The 13684-nt window shown below is 63.0% G+C and carries 16 protein-coding genes; 10 read left to right on the forward strand and 6 right to left on the reverse strand.

The window, feature by feature from the left end:
• Positions 1 to 5: 5 nt before the first annotated feature.
• The 4 genes from ACQ4MS_RS15720 to ACQ4MS_RS15735 all read right to left on the reverse strand — a co-directional run bounded on the left by ACQ4MS_RS15720 (position 6) and on the right by ACQ4MS_RS15735 (position 4132).
• Positions 6 to 1199 (reverse strand): efflux RND transporter periplasmic adaptor subunit, encoded by a 1194-nt coding sequence (locus ACQ4MS_RS15720; RefSeq protein WP_431095568.1) that lies wholly within the window; start codon positions 1197 to 1199, stop codon positions 6 to 8.
• A complete protein-coding gene (locus tag ACQ4MS_RS15725) occupies positions 1196 to 1876 on the reverse strand; it encodes a TetR/AcrR family transcriptional regulator (RefSeq protein WP_431095569.1) in 681 nt (226 codons plus the stop codon). The genes ACQ4MS_RS15720 and ACQ4MS_RS15725 overlap by 4 nt, the downstream gene beginning before the upstream one ends.
• 198 nt (positions 1877 to 2074) lie before the next feature.
• Positions 2075 to 2851, reverse strand: coding sequence for a YdcF family protein (locus tag ACQ4MS_RS15730; RefSeq protein ID WP_431095570.1), 777 nt, complete (start codon positions 2849 to 2851; stop codon positions 2075 to 2077).
• A 72-nt stretch (positions 2852 to 2923) separates the two neighbouring features.
• Positions 2924 to 4132: an acyl-CoA dehydrogenase gene (locus tag ACQ4MS_RS15735; protein ID WP_431095571.1), complete on the reverse strand. Its 1209-nt coding sequence runs from the start codon at positions 4130 to 4132 to the stop codon at positions 2924 to 2926.
• A gap of 151 nt (positions 4133 to 4283) precedes the next feature.
• On the opposite strand from ACQ4MS_RS15735, the gene ACQ4MS_RS15740 reads away from it, so the two are divergent.
• The 3 genes from ACQ4MS_RS15740 (at position 4284) to msrA (ending at position 6264) form a co-directional block, all read left to right on the forward strand.
• Positions 4284 to 5177: a LysR substrate-binding domain-containing protein gene (locus ACQ4MS_RS15740; RefSeq protein WP_431095572.1), complete on the forward strand. Its 894-nt coding sequence runs from the start codon at positions 4284 to 4286 to the stop codon at positions 5175 to 5177.
• Between the two features lie 135 nt (positions 5178 to 5312).
• Complete coding sequence (locus tag ACQ4MS_RS15745; RefSeq protein WP_431095573.1) at positions 5313 to 5591, forward strand: hypothetical protein; 279 nt, start codon at positions 5313 to 5315, stop codon at positions 5589 to 5591.
• Between the two features lie 130 nt (positions 5592 to 5721).
• Positions 5722 to 6264, forward strand: a complete 543-nt coding sequence (msrA, locus tag ACQ4MS_RS15750; RefSeq protein WP_431095574.1) for a peptide-methionine (S)-S-oxide reductase MsrA — start codon at positions 5722 to 5724, stop codon at positions 6262 to 6264.
• 150 nt (positions 6265 to 6414) lie between these two features.
• On the opposite strand, the gene ACQ4MS_RS15755 is transcribed toward msrA, so the two are convergent.
• The gene (locus ACQ4MS_RS15755) at positions 6415 to 7395 is read right to left on the reverse strand and encodes a succinylglutamate desuccinylase/aspartoacylase family protein (protein ID WP_431095575.1); all 981 of its coding nucleotides are present in this window, start codon (positions 7393 to 7395) and stop codon (positions 6415 to 6417) included.
• Between the two features lie 174 nt (positions 7396 to 7569).
• Between ACQ4MS_RS15755 and ACQ4MS_RS15760 the strand changes: the two genes are divergently transcribed.
• A complete protein-coding gene (locus tag ACQ4MS_RS15760; RefSeq protein ID WP_431095576.1) occupies positions 7570 to 8157 on the forward strand; it encodes a carboxymuconolactone decarboxylase family protein in 588 nt (195 codons plus the stop codon).
• A 26-nt stretch (positions 8158 to 8183) separates the two neighbouring features.
• Here the strand turns inward: ACQ4MS_RS15760 and ACQ4MS_RS15765 are convergent, their stop codons facing one another.
• The gene (locus ACQ4MS_RS15765; protein WP_431095577.1) at positions 8184 to 8765 is read right to left on the reverse strand and encodes a TetR family transcriptional regulator; all 582 of its coding nucleotides are present in this window, start codon (positions 8763 to 8765) and stop codon (positions 8184 to 8186) included.
• Between the two features lie 102 nt (positions 8766 to 8867).
• Between ACQ4MS_RS15765 and ACQ4MS_RS15770 the strand changes: the two genes are divergently transcribed.
• The 6 genes from ACQ4MS_RS15770 (at position 8868) to ACQ4MS_RS15795 (ending at position 13620) form a co-directional block, all read left to right on the forward strand.
• Complete coding sequence (locus ACQ4MS_RS15770) at positions 8868 to 10049, forward strand: FAD-dependent oxidoreductase (protein WP_431095578.1); 1182 nt, start codon at positions 8868 to 8870, stop codon at positions 10047 to 10049.
• A gap of 122 nt (positions 10050 to 10171) precedes the next feature.
• Positions 10172 to 10633, forward strand: a complete 462-nt coding sequence (locus ACQ4MS_RS15775; protein ID WP_431095579.1) for a hypothetical protein — start codon at positions 10172 to 10174, stop codon at positions 10631 to 10633.
• Positions 10617 to 11093: a hypothetical protein gene (locus ACQ4MS_RS15780; protein ID WP_431095580.1), complete on the forward strand. Its 477-nt coding sequence runs from the start codon at positions 10617 to 10619 to the stop codon at positions 11091 to 11093. Before ACQ4MS_RS15775 ends, ACQ4MS_RS15780 begins: the two co-directional genes overlap by 17 nt.
• Positions 11094 to 11177: 84 nt before the next feature.
• The gene (locus ACQ4MS_RS15785) at positions 11178 to 11753 is read left to right on the forward strand and encodes a Fur family transcriptional regulator (protein WP_431095581.1); all 576 of its coding nucleotides are present in this window, start codon (positions 11178 to 11180) and stop codon (positions 11751 to 11753) included.
• Positions 11750 to 12406: an ABC transporter ATP-binding protein gene (locus ACQ4MS_RS15790; protein ID WP_431095582.1), complete on the forward strand. Its 657-nt coding sequence runs from the start codon at positions 11750 to 11752 to the stop codon at positions 12404 to 12406. Before ACQ4MS_RS15785 ends, ACQ4MS_RS15790 begins: the two co-directional genes overlap by 4 nt.
• Positions 12403 to 13620: an ABC transporter permease gene (locus ACQ4MS_RS15795; RefSeq protein ID WP_431095583.1), complete on the forward strand. Its 1218-nt coding sequence runs from the start codon at positions 12403 to 12405 to the stop codon at positions 13618 to 13620. Before ACQ4MS_RS15790 ends, ACQ4MS_RS15795 begins: the two co-directional genes overlap by 4 nt.
• The last annotated feature ends 64 nt before the right edge of the window (positions 13621 to 13684 follow it).

Here is a 13684-nt window from a genome sequence, read left to right on the forward strand (position 1 = left end):
AGTCCTCAGGGCGCCGGTTTGGCGGGTGCGCTGGCTGCTTGCGCCGCAGCCGGAAGTTGCGTGAAACGCACCTTGGTGCCCTCACGCAATGCGCCGATTTCGCCGCGGATCACCACCGCGCCATCGGCCAGGCCCTTGACGGCGACCACGCTGTCTTTTCCCGCGGTGCCGCGCACGCCGAGCTCGACGCTTTTGTGCACCACCAGGTCGTTTTCAATCGTTTGCACATAAGGCGCTGGCTTGTCGGTGCGCACGGCGCTGACCGGCACCGACAACAGCGAAGCGCTGGCCGTACCGAGCGCGCCCTGCGCAAACAGCCCCTGGCGCAAAGGCGCCGCGCCGGCGTCACCGGCGGCGCCCGGGTTGTCGATGCTGAGGTATGCCAGCACGCTGCGGCTGCCGGCCTGGGCCGTGGGATTGATGCGCACCACTTTGGCCGTCACCGGCTGGCGGCTGCCTTCAATCTGCAACTGTGCAGTCTGGCCCACGCGTACGTCCATGGAATCGGTGGCACTCAGGGTGGCTTCCAGCTCGAGACGGCTCAGGTCGACCACTTCGATGATTTTGGTGTCTATGCCCACGCGCTCGCCGGGCTGTGCCAGGCGCTGCGACACCTGGCCGGAGATCGGCGCCTTGAGGACAGTGTCGTCCACTGACTTGGCTGCAACCTCTGTGGCAGCCATCGCCGCCTTGTAGGTGGATTGCGCGGCGTTGAGGTTGGCCAAAGAGGTATCCAGCGCGGTCTTTGAGATGAAACCCTGGTCGACCAGCGCCTTGTTGTTGTCGTACTGGCGCTGCACCACATCGACCTGCGCCTTGGCCGATTCGGCCTGCTCCCTGGCCTGGCGCACGCGTGACTGGTATTCGGTGGCGTCGATGCGCGCAATCACCTGCCCGGCCTTGACCACGTCGCCTTCGCGCAGGGCCAGTCCCTGCAGTTCGCCGGCGACCCTGGCCTTGATGACGGCGGAGTTGACGGCCTTGAGCGAGCCCGACACCGGCAGCCCCTGGATCACTTCGCGCGTCTGGGCCTTGACCACATCGGTGGCGGCCAGCTCAACCTGGCCGATGTCCTTGACGGCCGTGCTGGCCGCGAGTGCCTGTTGCTGGGCCTTGCGCGCGGACAACGCACGCAGCACACCGCCCACCATGAGCAGCACGATGAGCCCGGCGACCGCCCACTTGATCCATCGCTTCATGTGGTTGCTTTCCTGTTGGCCGGTGCGGAAATACCGTTCAGGATGGTTTCCACCTGGAAGGCGATGTATTTTTCCGGATCCAGGGTCGTTTCACTGCTGATGCAGATGCCGGCGGTGTGCCTGGACAGGATCAGGAAAATCATGGGAGCAACCACCAGGTAGACCGCGTAGTCCAGGTCCATGGGCCGGAATTCGCCGCGGTCCACGCCGCGCTGCAGGACGGCGCGGATCAGGGTGTGGCCCGGCATGATGACTTCCTGCTGGTAGAAGGCGGCAATGTCAGGGAAGTTCTTGGCCTCGCTCATCATCAGCTTGGTCAGGCCCGAGGCGCGCGTCAGGCCCACGCGCTCCCACCAGCTGTTCATGCAGTAAGCCAGCAATTCGGGGGTCGTGCCTTCAAAGGTGTCCAGTTCAGTACGCCATTCCGTGAAACGGCCTGAGATGTTTTCACGCACCACCGCCTTGAACAGCTCTTCCTTGCTCTGGAAGTAGAGGAACAGCGTGCCTTTGGAGACGCCGGCGCGGGCAGCGACTTCCTCGGCGCGGGTCGCGGCAAAGCCTTTTTCAACGAAAAGGTCCAGGGCGGCGTCGAGCAACTCGCCGGGGCGTGCTTCCTTGCGGCGTTCGCGTTTGCCGGCAATGGCGGTGTTGTCGCTGAAGAGTTTGGAAAGTGACATAGTTACTGACTGACTGGTTAGTAATATATCTGCTTACTTTCCGACCGTCAACCCAAAGCGGCTAGGCTACACCGTGGCGAGGGAGCGGAAAGCCCTTAAAAAGGTAAACCCGCGGTAAAGCCCAGGACCTGCATCCATGTTTGGCCGCTGCGGTCAGGGCTGGCGACAGAAGGGACAGGGCCGGGGAGGGTCGTCTGCCTACACAGGCGTGAACCGGCCAATGGCCAACGCCAGCCATTCGCGCAATACCTGCTGCGAAATGATCAGGCCTGACGCAGAAGGTATCCATTCCATCAAGTCATTCCGTGCCGGCTGCACCTGGCCCATGGGGGCGGGAGTTACCGTCAGGCCGGCCCGTTCGAAAGCCAGGGCGGCGCGCGGCATGTGCCAGGCGTCGGTCACCAGCGCAATGCGCTGCACGCCGCTTTGTTGCAGCAGCGGCGCCAGCAGGCGGGCATTGCCCGCTGTGTCGCGCGACTGGGCTTCGTTCCAGCGCAGTGTCATGCCGTAGTCCTGTTGCACCATGCGTGCGGCCACCACGGCTTCGGAATCAGTCTGCGCACTGCTGGCCGCCCAGCCCATGCCACCTGAAAAGGCCAGCGGCAGGCTCGACTGCCGTGCCAGCCAGACGCCGTAGCGCAGTCGCGCCGCCGTGTGTGCGCCCGGCTGGCTGTTGCCGTATTCCGCCGCTTCGGGCAACACGCCACCGCCGAGCACCACGATCGCCTGTACCTTGTGAGTCTGCAGGCTGGCGACCGGCATGGCTGGGAACTGCGGCAGCATGGTGCGCGACAGCCACACGGCCGTGCCATGGCAGCTGAGCAGTGCCAGCAGCAATACGGAGCAGGTAACCAGCGCCAGCCCTGCTTTCTTCTTGCGCACAGCCAGCAGCAGGCCCAGCAGGGCCAGCAACAGCAGCGAGGCCGGCGGCAATGCCAGGGCGGTCAACAGGGGCTTGAGTGCGCCGGATTCCATGCGTGGTATGTATTGCTATGAAAAAGATAGCTGCTCGCGCACGCTTTAATGGGGCTGGAGCCCTAAAAGACTTTAATAAAACGCCTGCAGCCCGGTTTGCGCACGCCCCAGGATGAGCGCGTGCACATCGTGCGTGCCTTCGTAGGTGTTGACGGTTTCCAGGTTGATCATGTGGCGGATCACATGGTATTCGTCATGGATGCCGTTGCCGCCGTGCATGTCGCGCGCCAGGCGGGCGATGTCCAGCGCCTTGCCGCAGCTGTTGCGCTTGATCAGCGAAATCATCTCGGGCACCGACTTGTCTTCGTCCATCAGCCGGCCCACGCGCAGGCAGCCCTGCAGGCCCAGCGTGATTTCGGTTTGCATGTCGGCCAGTTTCTTCTGGATGAGCTGGTTTTGCGCCAGCGGGCGGCCGAACTGCTGGCGGTCCATCGTGTACTGGCGGGCGCGTAACCAGCAGTCTTCAGCCGCACCCAGCGCGCCCCAGGCGATGCCGTAACGTGCCTTGTTCAGGCAGCCGAACGGGCCTTTCAGGCCGCTGACGTTGGGCAGCAAGTTGGCTTCGGGGACAAACACGTCGTCCATCACGATCTCGCCGGTGATCGAGGCGCGCAAGCTCATCTTGCCTTCGATCTTGGGAGCGCTCAGGCCCTTCATGCCTTTCTCCAGCACAAAGCCGCGGATGCTTTCCTGGCCGCCGACCTTGCCGTCGGGGTCTTCCAGCTTGGCCCAGACGATGAACACGTCGGCGATCGGGCTGTTGGTGATCCACATCTTGGCGCCCTTGACGATGAAGCCGTCCACTCCGTCACGTGTCACCGGCTTGGCGCGCGTCAGCATGCTGGCCGGGTCCGAGCCGTGGTTGGGTTCGGTCAGGCCAAAGCAGCCTACCCATTCGCCGGTGGCCAGCTTGGGCAGGTATTTTTGCTTCTGCGCTTCGCTACCGTAGGCGTTGATGGGGTGCATGACCAGCGAGCTTTGCACGCTGATGGCGCTGCGGTAGCCGCTGTCGACGCGCTCGACTTCACGCGCCACCAGGCCGTAGCTCACGTAATTGAGGCCGGCGCAGCCGTAGCCTTCAATCGTGGAGCCGAGGAAACCCATGGCGCCGGCCTCATTCATGATCTCGCGGTCGAATTTCTCGTGGCGCGCGGCCATCAACACGCGGGGCTGCAGCTTTTCCTGGCAGAAAGCGTGGGCGGCTTCGCTGATGGCTCGTTCGTCGTCGCTCAGCTGGTCCATAAAGAAAAATGGGTCTTGCCAGTTGAATTGGGTTTTCATGGGATGTCTCCTTGGGGCCGGGTTGCAGTGTAGGGCGCAGGCCGGTTTGGCCGCTGCGCCATGCGAGTGGCTTGATTGTTTGACAAGCATGAATAGTTGTCTAATATCAAATAACGATTCAATGATATAAAAAACATATTCATGGGGATTTATGGAATTCCGCCACCTGCGCTACTTTCTCGTCCTGGCCGAAGAGCTGCATTTCGGCCGGGCAGCACGGCGCCTGTCGATTTCGCAGCCGCCGCTGTCACTGAACATCCAGCAGCTTGAAGCCTCGGTCGGCGCCAAGCTGCTTACCCGCAACAGCAAATCCGTGCAGCTCACTGCCGCAGGCCAGGCCTTTGTGCCGGCGGCACGTGCCTTGCTGGAGCAAGCCGCCCAAGCCGCCGGCCATGCGCGCGACGTGGGGCAGGGCATGGCCGGCAGCCTGGCCATCGGTTTTTCAGGAACCATGCTCTACAGTGGCCTGCCGCACATCCTGGAGCGCTTTCAGGCTGAGCACCCGTTGCTGCGCCTGACGCTGAAAGAGCTCAGCTCCAGCGAGCAACTGATTGAGCTGGCGCATGACCGGCTCGACCTGGGCTTTGTGCACACCACGCGGGTTCCGCCCGAGCTGTCGCAAATCCTCGTCTCCAGCCAGGCTTTTGTATGCTGCCTGCCGTCTGGGCATGCGCTGTCGCGCAAGCGCTCGCTGTCGCTTTCGGCCTTGCAGGGCGAGCCGTTTGCCGTGGTGTCGCGCACGGTGTCGCCTGACTACCACGACCGTATCCTGGCGATATGCACCGAAGCGGGCTTTTATCCTGAAATTCGTTATGAGCTGCGGCACTGGCTCAGTGTGGTGTCGCTGGTGTCGCAGGGCATGGGTGTCGCGCTGGTGCCGGCGGCGCTCAAGCAGTCAGCCATGGCCGGGGCTGCCTTTGTGCCGCTGGATGCCACCACCACGCCCTACGACACCCATTGCCTCTGGAAAACCGCGCGTGACCACCAGGCATTGGGAGCGTTTGTCAACGCGGTGCGTGCGATTGCCCCGGCCGCGAAAGTCTGAAGACTCCATCTCGCCCAAGTGCCCTGGCGAATGACCTTGGTAAAAGTATGTCCACTGCTGGCGGCGTAAAGCTGTCACCATGGGGCGGTTCATAGTCTTCAGGAGAACGGCATCAACCCGTATATCTGGTGTTTGGTGGGTGCTCTTCTCGGCGGAGCTGCCTGCCTGATCGCGGGCATCCGCGAAAAAATCCTCATTCTCGAAAGCGTCGGCGTCGGCATGTTCGGTGCCTTTATCGGCGGTGACTTTGTCGCGTCCATTCTCAGCGGTGGCAAAACCAATGACACGGTCTTCAGCATGAGCTCGCTCGGCATGGCCATTGGCGGGGCCGTTGTGGCGCTGGGCCTGTTGCGGCTGATGCGGCGCGCAGTCGGCCCCCAGCATGTCACCAAAGGCCCGCGCCGGCGCGACTGAACGGGTGCTTCTCCCTTCCTTGTAGTCCGGCTCTTTTCGGGGGGCAATGTCGGCCTCGCCGCAGGCACCGCAGGCTGCGACGTAAGATTGCCGATCCCCATACGACCAACGGATTTCAGCGGAGATCTCCATGCCTTCTTCCCCCCAAACCATCACCCTCGGCGGCGGCTGCTTCTGGTGCACCGAGGCGGTGTATGTCAAGGTTCGCGGCGTCACCGACGTCGAGTCCGGCTACAGCAATGGCCAGGCTGCGCGGCCCAGCTATGAGGAAGTCTGCAGCGGCCGCACCGGCAGCAACGAAGTCGTCAAGCTCACCTACGACCCGGCAGAAATCACGCTCAGGGAAATCCTCGAGATCTTCTTCGTCATTCACGACCCGACCAGCCTGAACCGTCAGGGCAACGATGCCGGTACGCAATACCGCAGCGGTATCTATTACTCAACGCCGGAGCAAAAAGCAGAAATCGACGACTTCATTCGCCAGGTCAGCCAGGATAAGACCTTCGGCAAGCCCATCGTCACCGAAGTGCTGCCGCTGCAAAACTACTGGCCCGCCGAGTCCTATCACCAGGACTATTTTGAGAACAATCCCAACCAGGGTTACTGCGCGTTTGTGGTCGGCCCCAAGGTCGAGAAATTCCGCAAGACTTTTGCGTCGCGGGTGAAAGACTGAGACTGCAGCTTCGCCTTGCGGCGGCGTATTGCTATGTAATTGATAGCTGCTTGCGCCCGTTTTTGTTGGGGTGAGCCCCGATTTGTTCACTAAAAAGGCCCTTGTCGGGCCTTTTTGTTGCCTGTGCACCGGCCTGGGTGCGCAATCGCTTCAGGCTCGCCGCTGGGCGAAATAAAACCATTCCTGGCCCGCTTCGCTGCGCGGGTTGGGAAACACCACAAAGCCGTCGACCGGTGCGGTGATGGGTTCGCCGCCATGCCGCGTACCGATGGTTTCGCCGCGTTTCACCGGGTCAAAACTGCGCCACTCGCGGGTAAATGTGTCGCCGGCGTGGTCGCGGTCCACCACCTCCACCAGCCGCAGGATCTCGCGCTCCGCAGGTTCGGGCGATGGTGCTTGCGCGATGAGGCCCAGCAAACCCAGTGTTTGCAGGATCGCGTGCCGTGCCACGCCCACGGCCGCGGGGTCATCGTGCTGGCCGCACTCCAGCGTCACGCCGTAGCCCCCGCGTGAGCGCATGTATTCGGTGGTGCCCACGCCATAGTTCGGGTCGGTCACCAAGGCCTGTTTTCGGTCACCGGCGCTGGTGGAGGCGGCTTCCGCCCGCCGTTTCACACCGCGTGCATAGGTGTCCAGCCAGCCTTCGACGATGCGGTGCGGCCCGGTATGCAGCGCCAGCTGCATTTCTTCCGCGGCGTGACCAAAAGGCTCCAGCGCTCCTGTGTTGTTCTGCGGGCCAATCATCACAAACGGCGCCCCGCCCGTGTGGAATGAATGCAGATCCAGCAGCACGTCGTGCGCATCCAGCAGCGGACACAGCACATTGGCGATGCGGTCTTCAAAGTCTTGCGGGATTGCGCTGGGCGCCATGTTGCGGTTGAGGTTGCGCTCGCCCATGCGCTGCTTGAGCCGGTAAGCCAGCGGGTTGGTAATCGGCACAAAAGTCACGGTGCCGCGTTCAATGCCGAGCTGGCCGCTGTCGATTTCTTCCAGCAGTTGCGTGATGGCCCGCGTGCCGCAGGTCTCGTTGCCGTGTACGGCGCCAGTGACAAGAAGGCGAGGGCCGGGCGCCAGGCCGTGAAAAGTGTGGCTGCGTAGATGGGTGGGGTGTGGGGTAGGGGTAGAAGTCATGGGTAATGCACCGCTGGGGTGGTGAACGTGGGTGGCGTTGATGGCTTGGTTATACAGCGGTTTATGGGGGGACTGAAGTGCTTTGCGGGTCTGGCCCTCATGTGTTTGGGGGATGGCATGGATTCGCCTTGATACCTATCATTTGGCAATATCTGCCGATAGAAAGGGCGCTCCATGTTTTTGCAAACCCCCGCTCACACCGAAGCCACTGACCGCCTCTACAAAAGCGACGTGGCGCAGCAAGGCTTCGTGATGAACCTCAGCCGCCTCTGGGCCTGGCGACCGGAAGTATGTGAAGCCTTTGGCACGCTGCGCACGCAGCTGACGGGCAATTCATCTTTGTCCAACCGTGAACTGGCGGTAATCGTCTGCGCTACCGCTGCCAGCCTGGGCGATTCTTACTGTGCGCTGGCCTGGGGCAAGAAGCTGGCTGCGGCGGCTAACCCTGCGGCAGCGGCTGCTGTCTTGCAGGCCACTGAAAACGATGACCTCACGGCACGTGACCAGGCGCTGTCGATCTGGGCGCGCAAGGTGGTGCGCAACCCCAATGCCACGACACCGCAGGATGTTGAAGCGCTGCGCACGGCGGGATTTTCAGAACGCGAGATTTTCGAAGCCACAGCCTTCGTGGCGTTCCGGCTGGCGTTCTCGACGATCAACGACGCGCTGGGTGTGAGCCCGGATTGGCAGCTCGCCGCCGCGGCGCCGGCGGAGGTCAACCACGCGGTGACGTTCGGGCGCCCGGTGGCGGAGCGTCGCTAGCCTCTCAGTTCTCGCTCAGTTCTTGCTCAGTTCTCGTACAGATAGGCCTGCACGGTAGCGCCCACGCGGCGCACGATGTCGGCGCGCTTGAGCCCGACCACCGGCGGTAACTTGAGCACATAACGGCACAAGGCCAAACCCAGGATCTGTGAAGCGATCAGCCCCGCACGCATGGCGGCTGCGGCGCGCGGCTCGCCGCACAGTTTGGCAATCAGCGGCGCCATCTGGGTGGCAAAGATTTCCTGCAGGCGCTCGGCGGCCGCCTCGTTGGTGACGGCTGTGCGCAACAGCGCCATCAGCGTTTCGTCGTCTTCCCAGCGGTTGAGGAAGTGCTCCACCAGCGCAGCGCCCACATCTTTACGCGGCATATCGCTCAAGTCGGGCAGGCGCAGATCGAACTCGGCGGCTGCCGCAAACAACTTTTCCTTGTTGCCGAAATAGCGCATGACCATGGCGGGGTCGATTTCGGCCGCCGTGGCGATGGCACGGATGGTCGCCGCTTGATAGCCCACCGCGGCGAACTGCTCGCGCGCGGCCGTCAGGATGGCGGACTTGGTGGCGTCGGAGCGGCGGGGTGGAGGCGATGGAATGGGGGGTGTTTCGGTCATGTCAACAAGTATAGGCCAACACGTGTTGACTTTTTAAAAAATGCCAATTATGATTGCCAACAGTTGTTGACCAACGGTTGTTGACTTTTACTGGAGCAAACCATGACCTTTCCCTCGAGCAATCCCATTTCCCCCGCCTCATCCGCGGGTTTTGACGCCGACGTCCTGATCGTCGGCGCCGGCCCCACGGGCCTGACGCTGGCGGCATCGTTGCTGGCACGCGGCGTGCGCACCTGCGTCATCGACCGGCAGGCCGAAGGCGCCAACACCTCGCGCGCGGCGGTCGTCCACGCCCGCACGCTGGAGGTGCTGGAGCCCCTGGGCGTCACGCACCGCCTGGTCGCGCTGGGCATACAGGCCCGGCGTTTCACCATCCGTGACCGGGACAGGGTGCTTGTGCCCATCGGTTTCGATCACTTGCCCACGCAGTACCCGTACACGCTGATGGTTTCGCAAGCCGTCACTGAAAGCGTGTTGCTGCAGCGCCTGGTGGAGCTGGGCGGGCAGGTGCTGCGTCCGCGCACATTGGCTGCGCTGGTTCAAGACGAGTCAGGCGCGACGGCCACGCTGGACGACGGCAGCTGCCTGCGCGCGCGCTATGTGGTGGGCGCGGACGGCATGCACAGTGCCGTGCGTGAGAGTGCCGGCATCGCCTTCAACGGCGGCAGCTACGGTGAATCATTTGTGCTGGCCGATGTGCGCCTGAGCGGCGGCGCTCCGTCTGACGAGGTGATCCTTTACTTCTCACCGGCGGGCATGGTGGTGTTGGCCCCCTTGCCAGACGGCGTGCATCGTGTGGTCGCGACGGTCAGCGACGCGCCTGAGCAGCCCGATGCGGCTTATGTGCAGGCGCTGCTGGATGCGCGCGGGCCGCAGCGCGAGCGCGCCGTGGTGCACGAGGTGGTGTGGGGCTCGCGCTTTCGTGTGTATCATCGCGTGGCCGAAAGCTACCGTGCCGGCCGTATCCTGCTGGCAGGCGACGCTGCCCATGTACACAGCCCGGCCGGTGGCCAGGGCATGAATGCCGGCATTCTCGATGCGATCAGCCTGGCGGATGCGCTAGAGCAGGCATTGGCGGGCAGCACGACCTCACTCGACGCCTACGCCGCAAAGCGCCGGCCCGTGGCGCGCCAGATCGTCGCCCTGGCCGACCGCCTGACGCGCCTGGCCACCGTTCGGCCCGGGCTGCGCGCGCTGCGCAACCTGGTGATGTCGCTGGTGTCGCGTCTGCCGAAAATGCGCAATCGCATGGCGTGGCAGCTGTCGGGTTTGATTTACCGTTGAGAAGGCGCCTCCATTACCGCCAGTGGCCGGGCACGCGGCGGCCGGGTGCGCGCCGAAGCCAAGAGCCGTTTCTTGGCTGAATCTGTGCGTGGCTTGGCTGCTGTTTAATAGACGGGAAAATCATGCGAAATACTCTTGTGCTTCTTATTTTGGCAAGCCACGGCCTGGGCTCATTCGCAGGCGAGCCAGTTGAGGGGGTATGGCTCACCTGCATCCCGGAAATCGGCCGCACCCCGTACAGCCTGTACTCGGTCGAGCGTGACGGTGATGGCTATCGGGTGAGCAGCGAGTGGGGCCAGATGTACTCCTCCTCCGGGCGCGTCACGCGGGTGAATGGGTCCTGGGCCTTGCGGGAATGTACGTATTACCGAGGCGAGCCGACTAACAGCTGTGATCCGCAAAATCCTCCCATCGTTTCAATGAACTTCACATCGCCGAAGCCCATGAAGGCGCGCGATATCACCACGGCGTTCAGGCGGAGGGAGGCCATTATGGCGATTGACGGTTCGTGGCAAAAACTGGCCGCGCAATGTGAAGAATTTGTTCAGAAGCTGGAAGGGAAGAAACTTGAAAAATCTCCGTGAAATTCTTTGCTTCGTGTTTGAACGGTCTACGCGGAACCTCGTATTGCCGATTGCCTTGGTGATGATGCATGCGACGGTGAACGCGCAGCAGTGGATGAAGGATCCCAGTGTACGGATCTGCGAATACATCACCTCATGTGATGATGAAAAGCACATTGACCTGAGCAAAGAGGAGCTTGCTTTCGTTGAAGCGCTTCTGGAAGGCATCCCGGCGAAATCGTCGGAAGAACGGGTCAACCGCTATTTTGGGAGGCGGGCGGTGAACAGCACTGAGCCGATCGCCATGGGTCTTGGAAAATGGAAAGGCAAAAGCCATCGCGTTACCTGGCGCACTGACGAGTCTGTTAATTCGGCTGTCTATGCACACGTAGATGTCTATTTTTTTAACGACCAGGCCTTCACGTTGAAGTGGTGGTCCAAAGACATGAAAAGAATGGTTCAGTTGACTTATGTGAAATAGCTGCGCGCCGCATAATGCAATCAAGTTGCGGTATATTCTGATGCAACCCGGTTGCGTTATGACCGATTCAGGATTTCCACCTCCATGCCCGCAGTTTCGCCCCCCAGCAGTCGCAAACGCAGCGCAAGCCATGCAGGCAGCGACGCCGCCCGTGATCTGGCAGATCCCATAGACACTCTCTTGTCCGCCCACGGCCTGCGCCGCACGGCAGCGGCGCGCCTGGTGCTGGGATGGCTGCTGGCGCACCCTGACACCAGCTACACCCATGCCCAATTGCAGGAAGCTTTGTCGGACGACGCCGAATCGCCGCTGGACCGCGTCACGCTGTACCGCCTGATCGACCGGCTCACGCAGGTGGGTTTGCTGCTGTGCCGGGTCGATGCCAACCGGGTGCGGCGCTACCAGGCCATGCCTAGCAGCGTGCATGCAATTCCGCACTTTGAATGCCAGAGCTGCCACCGCGACAGCCCCTTGTCGGGCGCGCTGTCGGGCAAGCGCTCGGGCGCGTTGAAGGCCAGCGCCGAAGACCTGGAGCGCGCCGCGCAAACCGCACTGGAAGCGTTGAAGGCGCTGGGCTATCAGGGCATGAGCATGGACTTTGCGGTGCGCGGTGTGTGCGCCGATTGCGCGACTGGCGCGCCGGGCACGGCCTCTTCATGATCAGCACACACCAACTGGCTTACCGCTACGCCAACGGCCCCGATTTGCGCTTTGCGGATGTCGATGTGCCGCAGGGGGGCACGTTGCTGCTGCGCGGTGCGTCGGGCTCGGGCAAGTCAACCTGGCTGGCGCTGGCTGCGGGTTTGCTGACGCCCGCCGAAGGCGACATCACGGTGGCGGGTCAATCCATCAAGGCGCTGGGCGCGCGTGCGGGTGATGCCTGGCGCGCGCAGGCCATCGGGTTTTTGCCGCAAAAATTGCATTTGAGTGCGGCGCTGACGGTGCAGGGCAACCTGGCCATGGCGCAATGGGCGGCCGGCCAGCCAGCCGATGAAGGCCGTATCGCCGAGGCGCTGGATGCGCTGGATGTGCGTGCGCTGGCCGGTCGCAGGCCCTCTCAACTTTCGGGCGGGCAGGCGCAGCGTGTGGCGCTGGCGCGGGCGGTGCTGCTCAAGCCGCGCGTGATTCTGGCGGACGAACCGACGGCCAGCCTGGACGACGATGCGGCCCGCGCTTCGCTCGCCTTGCTGGGTGCTGCTGCCGGCCGGGAGGGCGCAACACTGGTGATCGCTACGCACGATGCGCGTGTGGCGGAATTTTTTAAGGGTAAAAAAGATCTGCAGTCCTTGCAAATAATGGGCAGCGCGCTATGAAAATCATAGCGACTAACACCATTGCGTTTGCCTGGCGCTACCTGTGGTCGCGGCCGCTGGCGGCCACGCTGAACCTGCTGCTGCTCACCTTGGGCCTGGCTTCCATCACCTTTTTGCTGCTGGTCAGCCACCAGATCAGCCAGGCCTTTGACCGGGACGTGGCCGGCATCGACGTGGTGGTGGGCGCCAAGGGCAGCCCGATGCAGCTGATTTTGTCGGGCGTGTTCCACCTCGACGTGCCGACGGGTAATGTGCCGCTGGCGGCAGTGAGGGCGCTCGAGGCCAACCCGCAGGTGGCCAAGGTTATCCCGATCAGCCTGGGCGACAGCTTCAGGGGCTATCGCATCGTGGGCACCACGCCTGGATACATCAGCCACTACGACGCGCAACTGGCGCAGGGCACGCTGTGGGCCAAGCCCATGCAGGCGGTGGCCGGTGCGCAGGTGGCGCGGCAAACGGGGTTGAAAGTGGGCGACACTTTTTCCGGCACGCACGGCCTCGGCGGTGGTGGAGAAGAGCACAACTCGAGCGTTTATGTGGTCTCAGGCGTTCTGGCTGACAGCCACACCGTGCTCGACCGCCTGGTGCTGACGTCCACCGAATCCGTCTGGCAGGTGCATGAGACCGACACCGCGCTGGACGACGACGACCGCAAGGTGCTGGAAGAAGACCGGGAAATCACGCTGGCGCTGATCCAGTACAAATCGCCGCTGGCGGCGGTGACTTTCCCACGCTACATCAACAGCAGCACCGAGATGCAGGCCGCCGCGCCGGCGCTGGAGATCACTCGCCTCTTGAGCATGGTGGGCGTGGGCACCGATGTGCTGCGCGCGCTGGCCGGCGTGTTGCTGCTGACCGCGGGCCTGAGCGTTTTTATCGCGCTATGGGGTGCCGTGCGCGAGCGCCGGGCCGACCTGGCGCTGCTGCGCATGCTGGGCGCGCCGCCGGCCAAGGTGGCTGGGCTGTTGCTGTGCGAAGCGCTGTGGCTGGCACTGCTGGCCACCGTGCTCGGCGTGCTGGCCGGGCAGGGCCTGACGGCGCTGCTGGCCTGGGCGCTGCAGCTTGAAAAATCCGTGTTGATCGGTGCGTTGTCATGGCCGGTCGAACTGGTAAGTGTGCCGGTACTGGCTTTCGGGGTGGCGCTGGCGTCCGCGCTGCTGCCCGCCTGGGAAGCCTACCGGGTCAGTGTGTTTGAACTTCTCCAATCAAGGTAAATCTCCTATGAAAAACCCTGCCGCAAACCCCTTCCTGGCGACCTTCGCTGCCCTGGTGCTGAGC

The organism is Polaromonas aquatica (genome assembly GCF_050626995.1).
GTDB classification, from domain to species: Bacteria; Pseudomonadota; Gammaproteobacteria; order Burkholderiales; family Burkholderiaceae_C; genus Polaromonas; species Polaromonas aquatica_A.